Raw genomic sequence first — 23,114 nt, forward strand, 5'->3', positions numbered from 1 at the left:
AACGCCGTACCGGGTGACCCTAAGGCCACCGCCCGCCGCCGGACGTCCCCTCGAACAACTCACCCGAACCCCACCCGAACCGCGGTCTTGTCCAGACCACCGTCCACAGGCTAGCTTCGTTCTGTATAGAAAGCGCTTGCTGTACGGCTCGGGCTCGATCCGCGGCTCGCGGCATGGCTCGTACGAAGGGAATGACGTGACACGCAAGACGGTGCGTATCGCCATGAACGGTGTGACCGGGCGCATGGGCTACCGCCAGCACCTGGTCCGCTCCATCCTGGCGCTGCGCGAACAGGGCGGCCTCGACCTGGGCGACGGCACCGTGCTGTGGCCGGAGCCGGTCCTGGTCGGCCGACGCGAGCACGCGCTGCGGGCGCTGGCCGAGCGGCACGGGCTGGAGCACGTCTCCACGGACCTGGACGCGGTCCTGGCCGACGACAGCGTCGAGATCTACTTCGACGCCCAGGTGACCTCGGCCCGCGAGGAGGCGATCACGAAGGCGATCGCCGCGGGCAAGCACATCTACACCGAGAAGCCCACCGCCACCGGCCTCGACGGCGCCCTCGAACTCGCCCGCCTGGCCCGGGACAAGGGCGTCAAGCACGGCGTCGTCCAGGACAAGCTCTTCCTCCCCGGCCTGCTCAAGCTCAAGCGCCTGATCGACGGCGGCTTCTTCGGCCGGATCCTGTCCGTGCGCGGCGAGTTCGGCTACTGGGTCTTCGAGGGCGACTGGCAGGAGGCGCAGCGCCCGTCCTGGAACTACCGTGCCGAGGACGGCGGCGGCATCGTCGTCGACATGTTCCCGCACTGGGAGTACGTCCTGCACGAGCTGTTCGGCCGGGTGAAGTCCGTCCAGGCCCTCACCGCCACCCACGTCCCCGAGCGCTGGGACGAGAAGGGCAAGCCCTACGACGCCACCGCCGACGACGCCGCGTACGGCGTCTTCGAGCTCGACGGCGGCGCGATCGCGCAGATCAACTCCTCCTGGGCGGTCCGCGTCCACCGGGACGAGCTGGTCGAGTTCCAGGTCGACGGCACCGAGGGCTCCGCCGTCGCGGGCCTGCGGGGCTGCCGCGTCCAGCACCGCTCGGCCACCCCGAAGCCGGTGTGGAACCCGGACGTCCCCGCCACCGAGGTCTTCCGCGACCAGTGGCAGGAGGTGCCCGACAACGGGGAGTTCGACAACGGCTTCAAGGCCCAGTGGGAGCTGTTCCTCAAGCACGTCTACGCCGACGCCCCCTACCACTGGGACCTGCTGGCCGGCGCCCGCGGCGTCCAGCTCGCCGAGCTGGGCCTGAAGTCCTCCGCGGAGGGCCGCCGCCTCGACGTACCGGAGATCGGCCTGTGACCCTCCACCTGCCGGGCCCCGACGGCACCCTGCGCGCCTACGAACCCCGCACCGAGCCGCGGACCCTCTCCCCGGGAGGCGTTTTCACCTCCCGTACGGTCTTCTCGGCCGCGCACGTCGTGGCCGACCCGTACGCGGACACCACCCCCGACGCGCCCGCCGCCGTCGACTGGGACGCCACCCTCGCCTTCCGCCGCCACCTGTGGTCGCACGGGCTGGGCGTCGCCGAGGCGATGGACACCGCACAGCGCGGCATGGGCCTGGACTGGCCCACGGCGGCCGAGCTGATCCGCCGCTCCGCCGCCGAGGCGAAGGCGGTCGGCGGCCGCATCGCCTGCGGCGTCGGCACGGACCAGCTGACCGCGACCGCCGGCACCACCCTCGCGGACGTCCGCACGGCGTACGAGGAACAGCTGGCCGTCGTCGAGGAGTCGGGCGCCCGGTCGATCCTGATGGCCTCCCGCGCCCTCGCCGCCACCGCGCGGACCCCGGACGACTACCTGGAGGTCTACGGCCACCTCCTGCGCCAGGCCGCCGAACCGGTCATCCTGCACTGGCTGGGTCCGATGTTCGACCCGGCCCTGGAGGGCTACTGGGGCTCCGCCGACCTGGACGCGGCGACCGACACCTTCCTGGAGGTCATCGCCGCCCATCCCGACAAGGTAGACGGCATCAAGGTCTCCCTCCTGGACGCCCGGCGCGAGGTCGACCTGCGCCGCCGCCTGCCGCAGGGCGTGCGCTGCTACACCGGCGACGACTTCAACTACCCCGAGCTGATCGCGGGCGACGACCAGGGCTTCAGCCACGCCCTGCTCGGCATCTTCGACCCGCTGGGCCCGCTGGCCGCCGAGGCGGTCCGCGTCCTCGACACCGGGGACACGGACGGCTTCCGCGCCCTCCTCGACCCCACGGTCGAACTCTCCCGCCACCTCTTCCAGGCCCCCACCCGCTACTACAAGACGGGCGTGGTCCTCCTGGCCTGGCTGGCCGGCCACCAGAGCCACTTCACCATGGTCGGCGGTCTCCAGTCGGCGCGCTCCCTGCCGCACTTCGCCCGCGCCTACGAACTCGCCGACGGTCTCGGCCTGTTCCCGGACCCGAAGCTCGCCGAGGAGCGCATGCGGAACCTGCTCGCGCTGTACGGAGTGAACCGATGAGCCGACCCGGCCTGTCCCGCTTCAGCATCAACCAGATGACGGTCAAACAGCTCTCGCTGCCCGAACTGACCGCCGCCTGCCGCGACCTGGGCGTCGGCAACGTCGGCCTGTGGCGCGAGCCGGTGCAGGCCTACGGCGTGGAGGCGGCCGCGAAACTCGTCCGGGACGCGGGCCTGCGGGTCACCACCCTGTGCCGCGGCGGCTTCCTCACGGCGACCGACCCCGGGGAGCGGGCCGCGGCCCTGGCCGACAACCGTCGCGCCGTCGACGAGGCCGCCGCCCTCGGCACCGACATCCTGGTCCTGGTCTCGGGCGGCCTGCCCGCCGGCGACAAGGACCTGCGCGCCGCCCGGGAACGCATCGCGGACGCGCTGGCGGAGCTGGCACCGTACGCCGAACAGCACGGCGTACGCCTGGCCATCGAACCGCTCCACCCCATGTACGCCGCCGACCGCTGCGTGGTCTCCACCCTCACCCAGGCGCTGGACCTCGCCGAACGCTTCCCGGCCCACCAGGTCGGCGTCACCGTGGACACGTACCACGTCTGGTGGGACGACCGGGCCCCCGAGCAGATCGCGAGGGCCGGTGCGGGCGGGCGCATCCACACCTTCCAGCTCGCCGACTGGACCACCCCCCTGCCCGAGGGCGTCCTCAACGGCCGCGGCCAGATCGGCGACGGCGCGATCGACATGCGCGAGTGGAAGGCGTACGTCGAGGCCGCCGGGTACACCGGCCCGATCGAGGTCGAGCTGTTCAACGAGGGGCTGTGGGCGCGCGACGGGCGGGAGGTGCTGGCCGAGACGGCGGCCCGGTTCGCCGCGCACGCCGGTGACGGACCGGCGGACTCGGGTCCCGGAAAATAGTTCCGGCGACCGTGCAACCCTCCAGGGGGTCCGCGGGTCGTACTGGGCATCGGAACTCCCGTGGGGGTACCCGGGGGGGAAATCCCGGAGTTCCGAAGGGGAGGGGAAACCCGAGGGGGCCCGGTCGTCGACCGGGCCCCCTCAAACGTCTCCGGCGCGTCCACGGGCGGTCCGCTGCGGACTGCGCGCCCCGCTGTCCGCTGCGGACATCCGCGACGCGCGGTCCTCAGAAGAAGACCCCGCACCGCAGCAGCACATTGGCGTACGGCCGGGCCTCCCCGGTGCGCACGATCAGCCGGGCGCCCGCCGCCAGTTCCTTCAGCCGCTCGTGCGGGACGAGTGCGAGCGCCGGAAAGAGCCCGTCGAGCAGCGCGGCGCACTCCGCGTTGGCCTCCCGGACCTCCCGGGCCGCCGTCGCACCCTCGACGACCAGCTCCGCGAGCAGGCCGTCCACCACCTCCGCGAACGACGGCACCCCGGCCCGGAAGGCCAGGTCGACGACGCGCGGCCCGTCGGGAAGGGGCATGCCCGCGTCGCACACCAGGACCCCGTCGCCGTGGCCGAGTCCGGCGAGGGCACCCGCGAGGTGACGGTTGAGTATTCCCGCCTTCTTCACAGCGCCTCGGCCTCCGCCGCCGTCGGGTACGACTCCTGCGCCCCCGCCTTGGTGACCGCCGCCGCGCCCACCCGGGCCGCGTACGCCGCCGCGTCGGCGAGCGACTCGCCGGTGCCGAGGCGCCAGGCCAGCGCCGCGGTGAACGCGTCACCGGCGCCGGTCGTGTCCACGGCGTCCACCTCCACGGACGGCACCCGGGTCACGCCCCCGGCCGCCGAGGCCACCAGCGCGCCCTCGGCGCCCAGGGTCACCACCACCGAGCGCGGGCCCTTGGCCAGCAGCAGCGCGGCCCAGTCCTCCGGGCGTTCGCTCACGCAGGCTTCGCCGAGGACGACCTTCGCCTCGTGCTCGTTGACGATCAGCGGGTCGCAGGCCGCCAGCACCTCCTGCGGAAGCGGCCTCGGCGGCGACGGGTTCAGCACGAAGCGGCTGTCCGGCGCGAGGGAGCGGACGACCTCCACGACCGTCTCCAGCGGGATCTCCAACTGCGTGGAGACCACCCGGGAGGCGTGGAAGAGGCTGGCCGCGGCGCGCACGTCGCCCGGCCCCAGCCGTCCGTTGGCGCCCGGCGAGACCACGATGCTGTTGTCCCCGGACGGGTCGACGGTGATCAGCGCGACCCCGGTCGGGGCGCCGCCCACCAGGACACCGACCGTGTCGACGCCGGCCGCCCGCTGCGCGTCGAGCAGCAGCCGGCCGTGCGCGTCGTCGCCGACCCGGGCCAGCAGGGCGGTGCGGGCACCGAGCCGGGCGGCGGCGACGGCCTGGTTGCCGCCCTTGCCGCCCGGATGGACGGCCAGGTCGGAGCCGAGCACCGTCTCACCGGCTTCGGGCCGCCGCTCGACACCGATCACCAGGTCGGCGTTGGCCGATCCCACGACCAGCAGGTCGTAGTCGTACATCAGTCGTTCTCCGATCGAATGAATCGAACGAGTGAATCCGAACGGGGCGGGCGGACGGTCGCCGTGACCGACCGCCCGCCCGCGCACCCGGCGGGCCGGGCTCAGCCCTCGAAGCCCGCCACGTTCTCCTTGGTGACGACCTTCACGGGCACCTTCACCGTCTGTTCCACCTTCTCGTCCTCGGCCGCCCGCAGCGCGTTCCGTACGGCGATCCTGCCCAGTTCCCTCGGCTGCTGCGCGACGGACGCGTACAACGAGCCCGTCTCCACCGCCTTCAGTCCGTCCGGGGTGCCGTCGAAGCCGACGACCTGGACCGACTTGCCGGCCTTGGCGCCCAGCGCCTTGATCGCGCCCAGCGCCATCTCGTCGTTCTCCGCGAAGACGCCGTCGACGTCCGGGTGCGCCTGGAGCAGGTTGGTCATCACGTCGAGGCCCTTGGTGCGGTCGAAGTCCGCGGGCTGCGCGGCGACGACCTCGATGCCCGGGTACTCCTTCAGCCCGGCCGCGAAGCCCGCCCCGCGCTCCCGGCTGGCGGAGGTGCCGGCCTGGCCCTGGAGGACGACGATCGTGCCCTTGCCGCCGAGCTTCTCGGCGAGCGCACGGGCGCCCAGCTTGCCGCCCTCGACGTTGTCGGAGGCGACCAGAGCCGACGTCTCGGCCTTGTTGACGCCTCGGTCCACGGCGATGACGGGGACGTCGTCCTTGTTCGCCGAGCGCACCGAGGGGCCGGCCGCGTCGGAGTCCACCGGGTTGACGATGACCGAGGACAGGCCGCCGCTGAGGAAGTTCTGGAGCTGGTTGGCCTGCTGGGAGGCGTCGTTCTGGGCGTCGGTGACCGTCAGGTCCACGCCCAGCTTCTTCGCCTCCTCCTCGGCGCCGTTCCTGATCTGCACGAAGAACGGGTTGTTGAGCGTGGACAGCGACAGCCCGATCTTCTGGTCCTTGCCGCCGGAGGAGCCGTTGTGCAGCAGCGAGGTCGCGCCGACGACGGCCACCGCGACGACGGCCGCGATCACGTACGTGAGCGCCTGCCTGCCCCGGTTGCCGCCGCCGGACGCCCCGGCCGCCGGTGTGACCGCGCCCGCCTTGCGCCGCAGGGTGTCGAAGAGCACCGCCAGCGCGATGACGACACCGATGACGACCTGCTGCCAGAACGCGGAGACGGACAGCAGGTTGAGGCCGTTGCGCAGCACGGCGAGGATCAGCGCGCCGATCAGCGTCCCCGACGCCTTGCCGGTGCCGCCCGCCAGCGAGGCACCGCCGATGACGACGGCGGCGATGGCGTCCAGCTCGTAGCCCTGCGCGGCCTGCGGCTGCGCGGAGGCCAGCCGGGAGGCGAGCACGATGCCCGCGGCGGCGGCGAACAGACCGGAGAACGCGTAGATGGCGAGCTTCTGCCGCTTCACCCGCAGCCCGGACAGCCGCGCGGCCTCCTCGTTGCCGCCGATGGCGTACATGGACCGGCCGATGTAAGTGCGTCCGAGGACGAAGGCCGTGATCAGCCCCATCACGATCATCACGAGCACCGGCACCGGCAGCCACCCGCCGAGGGTGTCGCCGAGGTGCGAGACCGAGTCGGGGAAGGCGATCGGCGAACCCTGCGAGATGACCAGCGACAGACCGCGCCCCACCGACAGCATGGCGAGCGTCGCGATGAACGGCGGCAGCTTCCCGTAGGAGATGAGGAAGCCGTTGACCAGGCCGCAGGCGATGCCCGTCAGGACGGACAGCAGCACCGCGAGCGCGACCGGTATGCCGGCCTCGGTGGCGCTCCAGGCCAGCACGGTGGCCGACAGCGCGGCGACCGAACCGACCGACAGGTCGATGCCCGCCGAGACGATGACGAAGGTGACGCCGAAGGCGAGGATCGCGGTGACGGCGGCCTGGACGCCGACGTTGAGCAGGTTGTCGGTGGTCAGGAAGTCCCCGGACAGCGCCGACATGGCGATGACGAGGACGATCAGCGCGGTCAGCGCGCCGTTGTCGAGCAGCAGGCGGCGCAGACCGCCCGTGGCGCCCTGCGCGCCCGGCTTGCTCTTGAGCGTGTCAGTGGCCACGGGAGGCCTCCGTTCCGTCGTCGTGGGGGGAGTCGCTGGTGTGCTGCGTGCTGACGGCGAGCGCCATCACGGCGTCCTGGGTGGCCTGTTCGGCGGGGAGTTCGCCCGCGACGCGGCCCTGCGCCATGACGACCACGCGGTCGCTCATGCCGAGGACCTCCGGCAGATCGCTGGAGATCATCAGCACGGCGGCTCCGGCCGCGGTCAGTTCGTTGACGAGCTGGTAGATCTCGACCTTGGCGCCGACGTCGATGCCGCGCGTCGGCTCGTCGAGGATCAGCACCTTGGTGTCCGCCAGCAGCCACTTGCCGATGACGACCTTCTGCTGGTTGCCGCCGGACAGCGTCCGCACGTGCTGCCCGAGCCCGGCCATCCGCACGCCGAGCTGCTCGGCGATCCGCTCGGCCGCCGCGTGCTGCCCCTTGAGGTCGACGAGTCCGGCGCGTGCGGTGGACCGGAGCGTGACGAGCCCGAGGTTCTCCTCGACGGAGGCGTCGAGCACGAGCCCCTGACCCTTGCGGTCCTCGGGCACCAGCCCGATCCCGGCCGCCATGGCCGCGTTCACGTCGTGCCGGCGCAGCGGCGCGCCCTCGACGTGCACGGTCCCCGCGTCGTACGGGTCGGCGCCGAACACCGCCCGCACCACCTCCGTGCGCCCGGCCCCGACCAGCCCCGCGATGCCGACGACCTCACCGGCCCGCACCTCGAAGCCCACGTCGTGGAAGACGCCGTCCCGGGTGAGTCCCTCCACCTTGAGCAGGGGCGCGCCGGCGCCGGTGCGCTCGCGCGGGTACTGCTGCTCGATGGACCGTCCGACCATGAGCCGCACCAGCTCGTCCTCGGGGGTGGCGGCGGACACCTGGCCGACGCTGCGGCCGTCCCGGATCACGGTGACCCGGTCGCCGAGCGCGGCGATCTCCTCCAGGTGATGGGTGATGAAGACGATCCCGACGCCGTCCTCGCGCAGCCGCCGCACGATGGCGAACAGCTTCTCGACCTCCTCGGAGGTCAGTACGGCGGTCGGCTCGTCCATGATGAGCACGCGCGCGTCGAGACTGAGCGCCTTGGCGATCTCGACCATCTGGAGCCGTGCGATCCCGAGTTCGCGCACCCGGGCGCGGGGGGACACGCTGACCCCGACCCGCTCCAGGAGCACCTCGGCGTCGGCCTCCATCCGCTTCCGGTCGATCATGCCGAACCGGCGCGGCTGGCGGCCCAGGAAGATGTTCTCGGCGACCGTCAGGTCGGGGACCAGGTTGAACTCCTGGTAGATCGTGGCGATCCCGAGGCGCTCGGCGTCCTGCGCACCGTGGATGCGCACCTCCTCGCCGCCGGCCAGGATCCGCCCGGCGTCGGGCGTGTAGGCGCCGGAGAGCATCTTGATGAGCGTGCTCTTGCCCGCGCCGTTCTCACCGAGGAGCACGTGCACCTCGCCCCGGCGCAGGTCGAAGTCGACGCTGTCGAGCGCGACCACGCCGGGGAAGGTCTTGCGGATGCCCTCGATGCGCAGCAACTCGTCCGGACTGCGGCTGCTCACGGCGTACTCCTTCGTACGGGGGACGGGGACGGGGTCGTGGGGGCGGGCTCGCCGGGCTCGCCGGGTTCACCGCACGAGCGGCGTACGACGAGCCGCGCCGGGAGGGCGACGGACTCCCCGGCGCGCCCCGCGATCCGCTCGACCAGGGCGCGTACGGCGGCACGGCCGAGCTCGCGGGTGGGCTGGGCGATCGCGGTGACGGGCGGATCGGTGTGCACGAACCACGGGATGTCGTCGAACGCGGCCAGCGCTATGTCCTCGGGGACGCGCAGCCCCCGCGCGCGTACGGCGTCCAGCGCGCCGAGCGCCATCAGGTTGTCGGCGGCGAAGACGGCCCCGGGCGGCTCGGGCAGGTCGAGGAAGCCCTCGGTGACCCGGCGCCCGCTGCCGGCCTGGAAGTCGCCCTGGCCGATGTAGGCGTCGGGCAGCGGGAGCCCGTACGCGCCGAGCGCCTCGCGGAAGGCGTCGACGCGCTCGCGTCCGGTGGTCGTGGCGGCGGGCCCGGCGATGATCGCGAGCCGGCGGTGCCCGAGCCCGTACAGGTGCGCGACCAGGTCCCGTACCGCGGCGCGCCCGTCCGACCGCACCACGGGCACGTCCACGCCCGGGATCCACCGGTCGACGAAGACCATCGGCGTCCCGGCCCGGGCGGCCTCCAGCATGCGCGGGGAGCCGCCGTCGGTGGGGGAGACGAGCAGCCCGTCGATCCGCCGGTCGAGGAGCGTGGTGACGTGGTGGTCCTGGAGGTCGGGGCGTTCGTCGGCGTTGCCGATGATGACGCTGTAGCCGAGCGCGCGGGCCTCCTCCTCGACGGAGCGGGCCAGCTCGGTGAAGTACGGGTTCATCACGTCGCTGATGACCAGGCCCAGGGTGCGGGTCCGGTCGGTGCGCAGGGAGCGGGCGACGGCGTTCGGCCGGTAGCCCAGCGTCTCGACGGCGGCCAGTACGCGGGCGCGGGCGGCCGGGCTGACCGAGGGGTGGCCGTTGAGCGCCCGCGAGACCGTGGCGACGGACACGCCCGCCTCGGCGGCAACGTCCTTGATGCTCGCCATCGTCGTTCCACCTCCTCGTGGAATCGATTACACGGAGGATTGGAAACGATTACACGGGAGGGAATCAAGGGGTGGAGTCCCGCCGAGACCCAATCGTGACCGGGCAGGGGCGGGACGGTCCTGTTCCCGTGGCTACGGCGAAACGAACGGACCTGGGGCGTGGTCGGTCACGCGCTCTCTTCCCGGCGGACGCGGAAGGCGCCCGCGGCGGCCGCCAGGACCGCCGCCCGCGCGGCCTGTTCCGGGAGGCGCGGGTCCGGATCGGCCCGCAGCAGCACCAACCGGTGGTAGACCGGCGCCGTGGCGGCGATCAGCAGGCTCCGCGCGTCCAGGTGCTGTCCGGGGAGTTCGCCGCGCTCGACGGCACGCTCGACGAGGACCTCGCACTGGGCGTACCGGTCCGTCCACAGCCGTGTCTGGGCCCGCGCGGCCTGTTCGGAGTGGAACGAGGCGGCCATCAGGGCGACGGCGAACGACGGCTGCACGACCAGGGATTCCTGGATCTCCCGATTGAGAACCGTCAGGTCCTCGCGCAGCGAGCCGGTGTCCGGCGGCTGCCAGTCGATCTCACCGGCGGCGCCGATGACGTCGGCGAGCAGGCCGCCGACGTCGCGCCAGCGCCGGTAGACCGTGGCGCGGTGCACTCCGGCCCGCGCCGCGACCCCCTCCATCGTGAGTCCTTCGTGCCCGCGTTCGGCGAGTTCGGCGCGCACCGCGTCGAGGACCTGGGCGCGGACGCGGGCGGTGCGGCCGCCCGGACGGCGGTCCGTCGTGTCCAGTGGGTCTGTCATCGGCAATCCAGTATCCGGTTGATCAAGGCGGCAGGGCTGTGTCAGCATCTTAATGCGACGGTTGTCGCTCTAGCCTCACCGGAGAGGAACGCCTCCACGATGCCGCCCGTTCCCGCTGACCCCACCGTCCTCCACCCGATGCCCGAGCACCCGCGCGTGGTGCTGCTCAAGCCGCTCGTGAAGTCACCGTTGATCGAGGTCGGTGACTTCTCCTACTACGACGATCCGGACGACCCGACCGCGTTCGAGACGCGCAACGTCCTCTACCACTACGGTCCCGAGCGGCTCGTCATCGGCAAGTACTGCGCGCTGGGGACGGGCACCCGGTTCATCATGAACGGCGCCAACCACCGCATGGACGGCCCTTCCACCTTCCCGTTCCCCACCATGGGCGGCTCCTGGGCCGAGCACTTCGACCTGATCACCGGGCTGCCGGGCCGGGGAGACACGGTCGTCGGCAACGACGTGTGGTTCGGCCACGGCGCCACCGTCATGCCGGGTGTGCGCATCGGGCACGGCGCGATCGTCGCGGCCGGCGCCGTGGTCACCGCCGACGTCCCCGACTACGGCATCGTCGGCGGCAATCCAGCCCGGCTGATCCGCACCCGCTACGACGCCGAGGACGTCGCCCGGCTCCTCGCCGTGGCGTGGTGGGACTGGCCCGTGCGGCACATCACCGCGCACGTACGGACGATCATGTCGGGGAGCGTCGCCGACCTGGAGGAGGCCGCCGCGCGGATCGACCGGCCCTGACACCGCCTCCTCGCCGCACCGCCCGAACCCGCCCCGCGCCAGAAACGAGTGATCGCCCATGTCCCGTCGCCGCGCCCACATAGCGATGGTCGGCGTCCCCATCGTCAGCCATGTCCTGCCCAGCCTCGCGCTCATCCGCGAGCTGGTGGCCCGCGGGCACCGGGTCACCTACGCCAACGACCCGTTCGTGGCCGACCGGATCGAGTCCACCGGCGCGGAGCTGGTGCCCTGCACCTCCACGCTGCCCGTCGCGGACAACGACTGGCCCACCGATCCCATCGCCGCGTCGAGCCTCTTCCTCGACGACGCCGTCCAGGCGCTCCCGCAACTGCACGCCGCCTACGACGACGATCCGGCCGACCTGTACCTCTACGACATCGGCGCCTATGCCGCGCGTGCCCTCGCCGAGGCGCAGGGGCGTCCGCTGGTGCAGCTGTCCCCGACGTTCGTCGGCTGGGACGGCTACCAGGAGGAAGTCGCGGCCCACCTGCGGAAGTTGCCGGGCGCCGACGCGTACCGGGACAGGTTCGCGCGGTGGCTCGCCGGCTGCGGGGCGGCCACCACGGACGTCGACGCCTTCTCCGGCCCGCCCGCCCGGGCCCTCGCCCTGATCCCACGCGCGATGCAGCCGCACGCCGACCGGGTCGACACCGACACGGTGACCTTCGTCGGCCCCTGCTTCGACACCCCGGCCGACGCGGACGGCTGGACCCGTCCGGCGGCCGCGGACCACGTGCTGCTGGTCTCGCTCGGTTCGGCGTACACGCGCCAACCGGAGTTCTACCGTCAGTGCGTCGCCGCCTTCGGCGACCTGCCCGGCTGGCACGTCGTACTGCAGATCGGCAAGTACACCGACCCCGGGGAACTCGGCACCGTCCCGGCCAACGTCGAGGTGCACTCCTGGGTCCCGCAGCGGGCGATCCTGGAGCAGGCCGACGCCTTCGTCACCCACGCCGGCATGGGCGGTTGCGGCGAGGGGCTGCTCGCCGGCGTCCCCATGATCGCCGTGCCGCAGGGAGCCGAGCAGTTCATGAACGCCGACCGGCTCGTGGAACTGGGGGTCGCCCGCCGCGTGGACACCGCAGACGCCACCGCCGAGACCCTCCGCGCGGTGCTGGACGACCTGGTCGCGGATCCGGAGCGGATCGACCGGTCCCGGCAGTTGCAGGCCGACGGCCGGGCCGAGGGCGGCACCGCGCGCGCCGCCGACCTCGTCGAGGACGTCCTGGCCGCCGCCGGGGGCCCGGCGCGCTGAGAACAGGGCAGGGAAGGAGCAAGCGGAACCCGGGGCGTCCTCACCCCGGGTTCCGCTGCCGCCCCCCGTGCGGCCCCCCGCGGAGGTCAGGCCATCGCCGCCTCGAACATGCCGGCCTCGTACGAGCCGCCCTTCTGGTGCGTGATCACGGCGAGCCGGTTGGCCGCGTTGATCAGGGCGACCAGGCAGATCAGTGCGGCCACCTGGTCGTCGTCGTAGTGCTTGCGCACCAGCTCCCAGGTCTCGTCGGAGACGCCCTCGTGGGCGTCGGCGAGCCGGGTGCCCTCCTCGGCGAACGCCAGCGCCGCCTGCTCGGCCTCGGTGAACACCGTGGACTCGCGCCAGGCGGCGACCAGGTGCAGCCGGACGGCGCTCTCCCCGGCGGCCGCGGCCTCCTTGACGTGCATGTCGATGCAGTGGCCGCAACCGTTGATCTGACTGGCGCGCAGCGAGACCAGCTCCTGCGTGGCCCGCGGCAGCGTCGACTGGTGAACCAGCATCCCGGTGCCCGCGAACCGCTTCGCGAACCGGCCGCCGAGCTCGTTCTCGAACAGGTTGAATCGGGTGTCCATGATCTTCGTCCTCGCTGTCGGTGCCTCGGTGACGCACACAAGACGCCGGTGGCCCGAGCCGTGTGACAGGACGACGATGTGGCACAGGCCACCCGGGGCGGGTGTCACAGAACAGCGGCGACCGGTGTCTCGTGCGCGTGACACCTCCGGAACCGACCGAACGGGAGCAGCGGGTGACCAGCGAGAACGACGGACACGCACAGGGCGACGCCACCGGGCGGGCGGTCCCCGCCGGGGACGGGACGGCCGTGGACGCGGCCACCGAGGACTTCGTCGCCCACCGCAACCTGCTCTTCACGGTCGCCTACGAGATGCTCGGCTCGGCCGCCGACGCGGAGGACGTCCTCCAGGAGACCTGGCTGAAGTGGGCGGGCGTCGACCTCGGCACGGTGCGCGACCGGCGTGCCTACCTGGTCCGGATCACCACCCGCCAGGCCCTGAACCGGCTGCGTACGCTCGGCCGCCGCAAGGAGTCCTACGTCGGCTCCTGGCTGCCCGAGCCGCTGCTGACCACGCCCGACGTGGCCGAGGACGTCGAGCTGGCGGACAGCGTGTCGATGGCGATGATGCTGGTCCTGGAGACGCTGGCGCCGGTCGAGCGGGCGGTGTTCGTCCTGCGCGAGGTGTTCGACCTCGGTTACGACGAGATCGCCGAGGCGGTGGAGAAGAGCCCGGCCGCCGTCCGGCAGATCGCCCACCGGGCCCGCGCGCACGTCGCCGCACGCCGCCCGCGCGAGGCCGTCTCCCGGTCCGAGACCCAGGACGCGCTCGCCGCGTTCCGGCGGGCCGTGGTGACCGGAGACCTCCAGGGCCTGCTCGACATCCTCGCGCCGGACGTCGTCCTGCTGGGCGACGGCGGCGGCATCAAGCAGGCCGTCCTGCGGCCCGTCAACGGGGCCGACAAGGTGGCCCGCCTCATGCTCGGCGGCCTGGTCAAGCTGCCGGTCACGATGACCATGGACCCGGCTCAGGTCAACGGGCACCCGGCCCTGGTCATCCGGCTCGACGGCGAGCTGGACACGGTGGTGGCGGTCCGCATCGAGGCCGGCCGGATCACCGGGCTCTACGCGGTGCGCAACCCGGAGAAACTGTCGTTCATGCGCGAGGAGACCGTCCTGAGCCGCTGAGCCACGGGGCCGCTGAGCCGCGGGGCCGCTGAGCCGCGGGGCCGCAGGGCCGCTGAGCCACAGGGACTGCCACCGGGACGCGAGTCGAAAACCCACTACCGTCACGGCGGGCGGGGGCGGAGACTTCCCCCATGGCGAACATGGGGATGCTCCGGGACGCGGTCACCGCCTGGGCGGCGGGCGGCCCCGGCGGCCCGGCGCAGGACTTGGCGGATCGGCTGGCCGTACACACCGCCGTCCTCCTCGAAGGACCGAGCGACGCGGCGGCGGTCGAGGCGATGGCCGCGCGCCGCGGCCGGGACCTGGCGGCGGACGGCGTCTGCGTCCTCCCGATGGGCGGCGCGATGAGCGTCGGCCGCTTCGCCGAACTCCTCGGCCCCGACGGCCTGGACCTGCGCCTGGTGGGCCTGTGCGACGAGCGGGAGCAGGACTTCTACGTCCGGGCCCTGCGCCGCGCCGACGCCGAGCCGGACGGCCTCTTCGTCTGCGCGGCCGACCTGGAGGACGAGCTCATCCGCGCGCTGGGCGTGAGCGTGGTGACCGAACTCGTGGTGGGGGAGGGGGAGTCGCGCCGCCTCCAGACCTTCCTGCGGCAGCCCGCCCAGCAGGGCCGCGCCGCACAGCAGCAGCTCCGCCGCTTCCTCGGCACCAAGTCCGGCCGCAAGATCCACTACGGCCGCATCCTGGTCGAGGCCCTGGAACCGGCCCGCACACCGGCTCCGCTCGCGGGACTGTTCGCGGCGCTGTGACGGCCGCTGTCAGTGCCGGCTGACAGGATGCCGATCATGAGCCGGATCATCTCCTACAGCACGGCCGACAAGGCCGACGTCCTCGCCTTCCTGGGAGCCGCCGAGGACCTGACGGCCGATCAGCGGCGCCGTCTCGGCATCATGCGCGAGCGGGCACGGCAGCGCCAGCGCGACCTCGACGGGCAGGACATCGACCTGGGCCTGTCCATACCGGACGCGCTCGAACACCTGGTGGCCGGTCACGCGAGCGCGCAGGGGGACTACGTGGCGGGCGCCTACCACCACGCACTCCAGCTCGTCATCGACTGCAACGCCTCCGACCCGTCCGACCTGGGCGTGTACTCCAAGCCCGCCACCTTCTTCGGCCTGCTCGACGACGAGCTGCGCCGGCTGGGCGTGGCCCCCGACCTCCTGCTGTACGACCACCTCTTCTCCGGGCCCCCGGCGGGCATGCCCTTCTCCCTGCCGTATCCCGTGGACGGACCGCACATCGGCACGCTCCCGCTGTCCAGGACCAAGCCCATGGCGGACGCCTACCGCGCGGTGCTGGACCGGATGGACGAGGACTTCCGGTACGAGGTCCGCCAGGTGATCGAGAAGCTGGAGTTCGAGCACGAGGAGTGGGAGTACGCGACGAAGAACATCGACTGGTACACGCAGGACACGCTCTTCTTCTCGATCACGGGCTGATCCGAGCGGCCTCTCTCAGGCCGCCGCCAGCTCACACCACACGTACGTGCCCCGGTTGCCGTGCCTGGCGGGCGGATGCCACCCCCACCCGTCCGCGCAGGCCCGCACCAGCGCCAGCCCCCGCCCTCGCCTTGCCCCGCGTCGCCTTCGCCCCTTCCTCGCGGCCCTGAGGTCGCAGCCGCGCCGCCAACCGTCCCTGCCGTACCGGCGGAACTCCGACGTCTCGACCTTCCACGTCCCGAAAGCGACCGCGTCGCCGAAGATGTACGGCTCCGTGCGGCCGTAGCGGCCCTTGCACGGGTCGGAGTGGACCTGGATCGTGCCGCTTCGACGGACACGTCATCGCCAGTATCGGACCGGACGGCCCGATTTCGACGGTCCACGACCCTTCGAGCTGCTCCGCGAAAGCCCCCAGGTCCTGGGCGATGGCGCGCATCCCGGCGTAGTCCATGCCCCGAGAGTACCGAGCAGACCCGCTCCGGGACGTCCGCTGTCACACCCCACCGGTACCGTCGGATCATGACCGACCAGCCCCCCGCGGCCCCCGGTGAGCGGCGGCTCGCCGTCCTCGAAGGCGTCCTGGAGAGGATCACGTACGCCAACGAGGAGAACGGATACACCGTCGCCCGCGTCGACACCGGCAGAGGCGCCGGCGACCTGCTGACCGTCGTCGGCGCGCTGCTGGGCGCGCAGGTGGGGGAGTCGCTGCGGATGGAGGGGCGCTGGGGGTCGCACCCCCAGTACGGCAAGCAGTTCCACGTGGAGAACTACACGACGCTGCTGCCCGCCACCGTGCAGGGCATCCGGCGCTATCTCGGGTCCGGGCTGGTCAAGGGCATCGGGCCGGTCTTCGCCGACCGGATCACGCAGCACTTCGGGCTGGACACCCTCACGATCATCGAGGAGGAGCCGAAGCGGCTCATCGAGGTGCCCGGTCTCGGGCCGAAGCGGACCAGGAAGATCGCCGACGCCTGGGAGGAGCAGAAGGCGATCAAGGAGGTCATGCTCTTCCTCCAGACCGTCGAGGTGTCGACGTCGATCGCCGTGCGGATCTACAAGAAGTACGGCGACGCCTCCATCTCCGTGGTGAAGAACCAGCCGTACCGCCTCGCCGCCGACGTCTGGGGCATCGGCTTCCTCACCGCCGACAAGATCGCCCAGTCGGTCGGGATCCCGCACGACAGCCCGGAGCGGGTGAAGGCCGGGCTGCAGTACGCGCTGTCGCAGGCCACCGACCAGGGGCACTGCTACCTCCCCGAGGAGAAGCTGATCGCGGACGCGGTGAAGCTGCTCCAGGTGGACACCGGGCTCGTCATCGAGTGCCTCGGCGAGCTGGCCGCCGAGCCGGCGGACGACCCGGAGGCAGACCCCGGTGTCGTACGGGAGAAGGTGCCGGGACCCGAGGGCGGCGACCCCGTCACCGCCGTCTACCTCGTGCCCTTCCACCGGGCCGAGCTGGCCCTGGCCGGACAGCTGCGCCGGCTGCTCCGCACGGACGAGGACCGGATGCCCGGCTTCCGGGACGTGGCCTGGGACAAGGCGCTGGGGTGGCTGAAGGGGCGTACGGGCGCCGACCTCGCGCCCGAGCAGGAGGCGGCCGTCCGGCTCGCGCTGACCGAGAAGGTAGCCGTCCTCACCGGCGGGCCCGGCTGCGGCAAGTCCTTCACCGTCCGGTCGATCGTCGAGCTGGCCCGGGCCAAGCAGGCGAAGGTGGTGCTGGCCGCGCCCACCGGCCGGGCCGCCAAGCGGCTCGCCGAGCTGACCGGCGCCGAGGCGTCCACCGTGCACCGGCTGCTGGAGCTGAAGCCCGGCGGCGACGCGGCCTACGACCGGGAGCGGCCGCTGGACGCCGACCTCGTCGTGGTCGACGAGGCGTCGATGCTGGACCTCCTGCTGGCCAACAAGCTCGTCAAGGCCGTCGCCCCGGGTGCCCACCTGCTGCTCGTCGGGGACGTCGACCAGTTGCCCAGCGTGGGTGCGGGGGAGGTGCTCCGGGACCTGCTGGCCCCGGGCAGCCCGGTGCCCGCCGTGCGCCTCACCCGCGTCTTCCGGCAGGCCCAGCAGTCCGGCGTCGTCACCAACGCGCACCGGATCAACGCCGGGCAGCACCCCGTCACCGACGGCATGAAGGACTTCTTCCTCTTCGTCGAGGACGACACCGAGGAGGCGGGGCGGCTGACCGTCGACGTGGCGGCGCGGCGCATCCCCGCGAAGTTCGGGCTGGACCCGCGCCGGGACGTGCAGGTGCTCGCGCCCATGCACCGCGGACCCGCCGGCGCCGGGACGCTGAACGGGCTGCTCCAGCAGGCCGTCACCCCGGGGCGCCCGGACGTGCCCGAGAAGCGGTTCGGCGGCCGGGTCTTCCGGGTCGGCGACAAGGTCACCCAGATCCGCAACAATTACGACAAGGGCGAGAACGGCGTCTTCAACGGCACCGTCGGCGTCGTCACCTCGCTCGACCCGGTGGACCAGCGGCTCACCGTGCTGACGGACGAGGACGAGGAGGTGCCCTACGACTTCGACGAACTGGACGAGCTGGCCCACGCGTACGCGGTCACCATCCACCGGTCCCAGGGCAGCGAGTACCCGGCGGTGGTCATCCCGGTGACGACCGGGGCCTGGATGATGCTCCAGCGGAACCTGCTGTACACGGCGGTCACCCGGGCGAAGAAGCTGGTCGTGCTGGTCGGGTCGCGCAAGGCGATCGGGCAGGCGGTCCGGACGGTGTCGGCCGGGCGGCGGTGCACGGCGCTCGACTTCCGGCTGGCGGGGCCCCGGCCCTGAAACCTTCCGGCGGGCCCCACGGACCGTGTGAAAAAAATGATCGATCAAACGAGTCGTAAAGGTCACACAGCACTTCCGGATGGGCGCCGGAGGGGGCAGGATGAGCAAGTTGACGGCACTGAGTGCCGCCGATAGGCCCGATGGTCGACCCCGAGTGCACTCTCCTGAGCCAAGTGGGGGATGGTAGAGACAGTCAGGGCACCTCGAAGATGAGGCACTACGTCGGTGAGGGAAGACGTGAGCGACAACTCTGTAGTACTGCGGTACGGCGATGGCGAGTACACCTACCCGGTGATCGACAGCACCGTCGGCGACAAGGGCTTCGACATCGGGAAGCTCCGCGCCCAGACCGGGCTGGTGACGCTGGACAGCGGTTACGGCAACACCGCCGCCTACAAATCCGCCATTACCTATCTGGACGGCGAAGCCGGCATCCTCCGGTACCGCGGCTACCCGATCGAGCAGCTGGCCGAGCGCTCCTCCTTCGTGGAGGTGGCCTACCTGCTGATCAACGGCGAGCTGCCGACGGTCGACGAGCTGTCCTCGTTCAAGGACGAGATCACGCAGCACACCCTGCTGCACGAGGACGTCAAGAACTTCTACAAGGGCTTCCCGCGCGACGCCCACCCGATGGCCATGCTGTCGTCGGTCGTCTCGGCGCTGTCCACCTTCTACCAGGACAGCCACAACCCGTTCGACGAGCGTCAGCGCAACCTCTCCACGATCCGGCTGCTCGCCAAGCTTCCGACGATCGCGGCCTACGCGTACAAGAAGTCGATCGGCCACCCGTTCGTCTACCCGCGCAACGACCTCGGCTACGTCGAGAACTTCCTGCGCATGACGTTCTCGGTGCCGGCGCAGGAGTACGAGCTGGACCCGACGGTCGTCGCGGCGCTCGACAAGCTGCTGATCCTGCACGCGGACCACGAGCAGAACTGCTCGACCTCCACCGTCCGCCTGGTCGGCTCCTCGCAGGCGAACATGTTCGCCTCGATCTCCGCCGGCATCAACGCCCTGTGGGGCCCGCTGCACGGCGGCGCCAACCAGTCGGTGCTGGAGATGCTGGAAGGCATCCGCGACGCGGGCGGCGACGTCGACTCCTTCATCCGCAAGGTGAAGAACAAGGAGGACGGCGTCCGCCTGATGGGCTTCGGCCACCGGGTCTACAAGAACTTCGACCCGCGCGCCAAGATCATCAAGGCCGCCGCGCACGACGTGCTCTCCGCCCTCGGCAAGTCCGACGAGCTGCTGGACATCGCCCTGAAGCTGGAGGAGCACGCGCTCTCCGACGACTACTTCGTCTCGCGCAGCCTCTACCCGAACGTCGACTTCTACACCGGTCTGATCTACCGGGCCATGGGCTTCCCGACCGAGATGTTCACGGTCCTGTTCGCCCTCGGCCGGCTGCCGGGCTGGATCGCCCAGTGGCACGAGATGATCAAGGAGCCGGGTTCCCGCATCGGCCGCCCGCGCCAGATCTACACGGGCGTCGTCGAGCGCGACTTCGTGCCCGTCGAGGAGCGCTGAGCCGCAAGGCACCCCCGCAGCGCGTCAGGTGAGTCCCGTACCGCCCCGAGTGGTACGGGGCTTTTCCGTGCCGCCCGGGAACGGTGGTCCGTGCGCGGGAACGGTGGTCCGTGCCCGGCAACAGCAGAAGGCGCCCTGGCGCCGGTCCCCCCACGGGCCGACGATCCAGGGCGCCTTCCCATGCCCCGGTGCGGATTCCCCCCACGGGATCCGGCCGGGCGTCTGTGAGGACAGCGCCTGAATTCGCTGTGTCGTGCGTCGTACGAGTCGTCGTACGGGTCGTACGGGTCATGCGGTTGTACGGGGTCGTACGGTCCGTGCAGTCGTACCTGTCGTGCGGTCTGCCGGGACAGCGCACGCCCGGGAGGGCCGCTCAAAGCTTCCCGGTGTACGTGTCCCGGCAACGCAGCTCTGGGAAAGTCCCCCAAGACATCCCCAGATACCAGGTGGCGCCCCCCAAGACGCTGCCTGACATCGCCAACTTAGACCTTCGAACCCCTTCGATGGTTACGTTCGCGTCACTGTGATCTGCGTCTCTTGCATATGTCCCTTGGGTGCGCAAGAGCCCCGTACGTCGCACGGGCCTCAAGCGTAAGGAAGATGCGCGAGCCTTGTGAAGAGCTTATGTGAGGAGGGTGCCGGACTCCAGAGGTGCAGCCCCTCGACCTGCGTGAAATGCGGACCAGTCGGGGTGCGCACGGCGCCTACGCCGGCGCGGTCAGTGGGTCGGGGTGCGCCGCCACGTAGTCGCGGGCCGCTTCGGCGAAGGCGCGGACGAGGGTGTTGTCCGCCGCGGAGAGCCAGATCAGGCGCCATTCGTAGGCCGGGGCGCCCTTGATCGGCACGAACGCCACGTCGGGGCGGGCGTCGTACACACTCGCGTGGGACGGGACGGGGTAGACCCCGCGGCCCGCGCCGATCAGCGCACACATCTCCTGGACACTGCCGAATTCCGCGCCCCTCCCGGCGGCCCCGCCCGCCGGCGCCCCGCCGAGGGGGTACGACGACGCATCCTCCGGCCAGGCGAACAACTGCTCCGCGCCCTCGGGAACGGCCCACCGGGCCGCCTGCCCGGGCACGGCCTTCCCGGCCGGCTGCCCGGGTGCGGAGGTCCGCACGGCCCGGTCCGGGGACGCCCGCGGCCGCAGCACCTCGTACCGTCCGATCTCCGCCACGTCCACCGCCGCCCGCCGCGCCAGCGGATGCCGGGCGGAGACGGCGAGCATCGGCGCCTCCCGGAACAGCACCGGGCCCGCGGTGAGCTCGGGCGCCTGCGTCGACACCGGGGCGGCGAAGTTGTCGATGAGCAGGACGTCGATCACGTCCTCGCGCAGGGGCGCCGTCCCGTCCGTGAAACGGCTCTCGTGCAGCCGCACCTCGCACCCCGGATGCCGGGTCCGCAGCAACTCCGCCACGCGCACCACGAACTCCGCGGTGGCCGTCCCCAGGAACCCGACCCGCAGCACGCCGTCCACGCCCCGGCCCGCGGCCACCGCTCGCGCGAAGGCGTCCAGGACCGCCTGGTGCGCGGGCCGCAGATCCTCGAAGAGGCGCCGCCCGATCGCGGTGAAGGCCACCCGTCTGCTGGTCCGCTCGAAGAGGGCCGCGCCGACCGACCGCTCCAGCTTCTGGACCGTCTTGCTGACCATGGCCACCGAGACGCGCAGCCGCTCGGCGCTGCGCCCGAAGTGGAGCTCCTCGCCGACGGTCAGAAAGATCTCGATCTCACGTCGCTCCACCACGGCCCCCCACCGTCAACCACAGGTCAACGATCCTTGCACGATCGGCAGTTGATGGCGATACCCGGGTGGCCGAGGCTGTGAGCACGCCGCAGAACGCGGCCTCGGAGCACCATCCGTGAAAGTCGAGGCGATCACCATGACGTCCCCCGCACTCACCCTGGTCCTGGGCGGAACCGGAAAGACCGGACGCCGTGTCGTGCGCCGGCTGACCGACCGGGGCCACAGCGTCCGGATCGGCTCACGGTCCGGCGGGATCCCCTTCGACTGGGACGACCCCGCGACCTGGCAGCCCGCCCTGACCGGCGTCGACGCCGTCTACGTCTCCTACCAGCCGGACCTCGCCGTGCCCGGTGCCCCCGAGGCGATCGGCGCCTTCGCCGAGCTGGCGGTACGGACCGGAGCGCGCCGTCTGGTGCTGCTCTCCGGGCGCGGTGAGCCGGAGGCCGAGGCGTGCGAGAAGGCGCTGGCGGCCTCGGGCGCGCAGTGGACGGTCCTGCGCGCCTCGTTCTTCGCCCAGAACTTCAGCGAGGGCGACTTCCTCGGTGCGGTCCTCGGCGGGCGGCTCGCGCTGCCGGTCCAGGACGTCGAGGAGCCCTTCGTCGATGCCGACGACATCGCCGAGGTCGCCGCCACCGTCCTGACCGAAGGCGGGCACACCGGCCGCACCTACGACCTGACCGGCCCCCGGCTGCTGACCTTCACGCAGGCCATGGCCGCGATCGGGGCGGCGACCGGCCGCGAGATCGGCTACGTCGCGGTCCCCGCGGAGGCCTACGCCGCCGACCTCGCCGCGCACGGCGTCCCGGCCGCCTTCGCCGACCTGCTGACCCACCTGTTCACGAGCGTCCTCGACGGCCGCAACGCCCGTCTCGGAGACGGCGTCCGGCAGGTCCTCGGCCGGCCGGCCCGAGACTTCACCGACCACGTCGCCGAGGCCGCCGCCGCAGGCGTCTGGACCCCCGGGGCCGCCTCGTGAAGACCACCCAGACCGCCGCCCTGCTCGCCGCCGTCGTCACCTCCGGCCTGATGGCGGGCCTCTTCGCGGCCTTCGCGTACGCCGTGATGCCGGGTCTGCGCGGTACGTCCGACCACACGTTCGTGGAGACGATGCAGGGCATCAACAAGGCGATCGTCAACCCCGTGTTCATGCTTCCGTTCATGGGGACGATCCCGCTGATCGCCGTGGCGGTGTTCCTCGCCCGGCGCGGTCACGGACGGCCGGCGCTGCCCTGGCTCATCGCCGCGCTCGTCCTGTACCTGGTCGCGTTCGCGGTGACCGTCGCGGTCAACGTCCCGCTCAACGACCAGCTGGAGCGGGCCGGCGACCCGGACTCCATAGGCGACCCGGCCGCAGTCCGCGAACGGTTCGAGGCGGCCTGGGTCACCTGGAACATCGTGCGCGCGCTGCTGCACACGGCGGCCTTCGCCTGCCTGGCCTGGGCCCTGGTCCTGTACGGCGCGGACCGGCTTCGCACCGACCGGGCGGCGGTGCCCGCCTCCGGCACGTCGTCGGCGCACGCGTACGGCGACGGTCACGGGCGGGCCTTCACGACCGGCACGAACCGCACGTGAACAGGGGGCGGCCCGGTCGG

The 23,114-nt window shown here is 72.0% G+C and carries 20 protein-coding genes and 1 pseudogene; 12 read left to right on the forward strand and 9 right to left on the reverse strand.

The genetic code is table 11. The features are described 5' to 3' along the window. Positions 1–196: 196 nt before the first annotated feature. From EV562_RS06055 to EV562_RS06065, 3 genes are read left to right on the forward strand one after another with little or no spacing between them, the layout of a single operon-like run. Positions 197–1,348, forward strand: a complete 1,152-nt coding sequence (locus tag EV562_RS06055; protein WP_166661611.1) for a Gfo/Idh/MocA family oxidoreductase — start codon at positions 197–199, stop codon at positions 1,346–1,348. Beyond that, a complete protein-coding gene (locus EV562_RS06060; RefSeq protein WP_133885626.1) occupies positions 1,345–2,505 on the forward strand; it encodes a dihydrodipicolinate synthase family protein in 1,161 nt (386 codons plus the stop codon). Before EV562_RS06055 ends, EV562_RS06060 begins: the two co-directional genes overlap by 4 nt. Next, positions 2,502–3,368, forward strand: a complete 867-nt coding sequence (locus EV562_RS06065) for a sugar phosphate isomerase/epimerase family protein (protein WP_133885627.1) — start codon at positions 2,502–2,504, stop codon at positions 3,366–3,368. The genes EV562_RS06060 and EV562_RS06065 overlap by 4 nt, the downstream gene beginning before the upstream one ends. Positions 3,369–3,594: 226 nt before the next feature. On the opposite strand, the gene rbsD is transcribed toward EV562_RS06065, so the two are convergent. The 6 genes from rbsD to EV562_RS06095 form a co-directional block, all read right to left on the reverse strand. Then, a complete protein-coding gene (rbsD, locus tag EV562_RS06070; RefSeq protein ID WP_133885628.1) occupies positions 3,595–3,984 on the reverse strand; it encodes a D-ribose pyranase in 390 nt (129 codons plus the stop codon). Further along, positions 3,981–4,886, reverse strand: coding sequence for a ribokinase (locus EV562_RS06075; RefSeq protein ID WP_133885629.1), 906 nt, complete (start codon positions 4,884–4,886; stop codon positions 3,981–3,983). Before EV562_RS06075 ends, rbsD begins: the two co-directional genes overlap by 4 nt. Positions 4,887–4,987: 101 nt before the next feature. Beyond that, on the reverse strand, positions 4,988–6,943 hold the full coding sequence (locus tag EV562_RS06080; protein ID WP_133885630.1) for a substrate-binding domain-containing protein: 1,956 nt from the start codon (positions 6,941–6,943) through the stop codon (positions 4,988–4,990). Next, positions 6,933–8,480 (reverse strand): sugar ABC transporter ATP-binding protein, encoded by a 1,548-nt coding sequence (locus tag EV562_RS06085; protein WP_133885631.1) that lies wholly within the window; start codon positions 8,478–8,480, stop codon positions 6,933–6,935. Before EV562_RS06085 ends, EV562_RS06080 begins: the two co-directional genes overlap by 11 nt. Next, a complete protein-coding gene (locus tag EV562_RS06090) occupies positions 8,477–9,532 on the reverse strand; it encodes a LacI family DNA-binding transcriptional regulator (RefSeq protein ID WP_133885632.1) in 1,056 nt (351 codons plus the stop codon). Before EV562_RS06090 ends, EV562_RS06085 begins: the two co-directional genes overlap by 4 nt. 167 nt (positions 9,533–9,699) lie before the next feature. Next, the gene (locus tag EV562_RS06095; RefSeq protein ID WP_133885633.1) at positions 9,700–10,323 is read right to left on the reverse strand and encodes a TetR/AcrR family transcriptional regulator; all 624 of its coding nucleotides are present in this window, start codon (positions 10,321–10,323) and stop codon (positions 9,700–9,702) included. 99 nt (positions 10,324–10,422) lie between these two features. Here EV562_RS06095 and EV562_RS06100 point away from each other — a divergent pair, with 99 nt between their 5' ends. Then, positions 10,423–11,076 (forward strand): CatB-related O-acetyltransferase, encoded by a 654-nt coding sequence (locus EV562_RS06100; protein WP_166661612.1) that lies wholly within the window; start codon positions 10,423–10,425, stop codon positions 11,074–11,076. Positions 11,077–11,134: 58 nt separating this feature from the next. Next, positions 11,135–12,331 (forward strand): macrolide family glycosyltransferase, encoded by a 1,197-nt coding sequence (locus EV562_RS06105; protein ID WP_243859978.1) that lies wholly within the window; start codon positions 11,135–11,137, stop codon positions 12,329–12,331. Positions 12,332–12,417: 86 nt separating this feature from the next. Here the strand turns inward: EV562_RS06105 and EV562_RS06110 are convergent, their stop codons facing one another. After that, on the reverse strand, positions 12,418–12,903 hold the full coding sequence (locus EV562_RS06110) for a carboxymuconolactone decarboxylase family protein (protein ID WP_133885635.1): 486 nt from the start codon (positions 12,901–12,903) through the stop codon (positions 12,418–12,420). Between the two features lie 131 nt (positions 12,904–13,034). On the opposite strand from EV562_RS06110, the gene EV562_RS06115 reads away from it, so the two are divergent. The 3 genes from EV562_RS06115 (at position 13,035) to EV562_RS06125 (ending at position 15,469) form a co-directional block, all read left to right on the forward strand. Continuing rightward, positions 13,035–14,030, forward strand: coding sequence for an RNA polymerase sigma-70 factor (locus EV562_RS06115; RefSeq protein WP_133885636.1), 996 nt, complete (start codon positions 13,035–13,037; stop codon positions 14,028–14,030). A 131-nt stretch (positions 14,031–14,161) separates the two neighbouring features. Next, positions 14,162–14,779 (forward strand): TOPRIM nucleotidyl transferase/hydrolase domain-containing protein, encoded by a 618-nt coding sequence (locus EV562_RS06120; protein ID WP_133885637.1) that lies wholly within the window; start codon positions 14,162–14,164, stop codon positions 14,777–14,779. A 36-nt stretch (positions 14,780–14,815) separates the two neighbouring features. Next, a complete protein-coding gene (locus EV562_RS06125; RefSeq protein ID WP_133885638.1) occupies positions 14,816–15,469 on the forward strand; it encodes a hypothetical protein in 654 nt (217 codons plus the stop codon). Between the two features lie 15 nt (positions 15,470–15,484). Here the strand turns inward: EV562_RS06125 and EV562_RS35430 are convergent. Next, positions 15,485–15,595, reverse strand: a pseudogene (locus EV562_RS35430) (ATP-binding protein); the annotation flags it as partial. Positions 15,596–15,988: 393 nt separating this feature from the next. On the opposite strand from EV562_RS35430, the gene EV562_RS06140 reads away from it, so the two are divergent. Then, entirely contained in the window at positions 15,989–18,253 is a 2,265-nt protein-coding gene (locus EV562_RS06140; RefSeq protein ID WP_133885639.1) for an ATP-dependent RecD-like DNA helicase, read from the forward strand. A gap of 237 nt (positions 18,254–18,490) precedes the next feature. Then, entirely contained in the window at positions 18,491–19,780 is a 1,290-nt protein-coding gene (locus tag EV562_RS06145) for a citrate synthase (RefSeq protein WP_133885640.1), read from the forward strand. A 704-nt stretch (positions 19,781–20,484) separates the two neighbouring features. Here the strand turns inward: EV562_RS06145 and EV562_RS06150 are convergent. Then, a complete protein-coding gene (locus tag EV562_RS06150) occupies positions 20,485–21,522 on the reverse strand; it encodes a LysR substrate-binding domain-containing protein (RefSeq protein WP_243859979.1) in 1,038 nt (345 codons plus the stop codon). 136 nt (positions 21,523–21,658) lie between these two features. Between EV562_RS06150 and EV562_RS06155 the strand changes: the two genes are divergently transcribed. Continuing rightward, positions 21,659–22,498, forward strand: coding sequence for an NAD(P)H-binding protein (locus tag EV562_RS06155; protein ID WP_133885641.1), 840 nt, complete (start codon positions 21,659–21,661; stop codon positions 22,496–22,498). Then, complete coding sequence (locus EV562_RS06160; protein WP_133885642.1) at positions 22,495–23,094, forward strand: anthrone oxygenase family protein; 600 nt, start codon at positions 22,495–22,497, stop codon at positions 23,092–23,094. The genes EV562_RS06155 and EV562_RS06160 overlap by 4 nt, the downstream gene beginning before the upstream one ends. Positions 23,095–23,114: the final 20 nt, after the last annotated feature.

The organism is Streptomyces sp. BK208 (assembly GCF_004364245.1).
Taxonomy (GTDB): Bacteria; Actinomycetota; Actinomycetes; order Streptomycetales; family Streptomycetaceae; genus Streptomyces.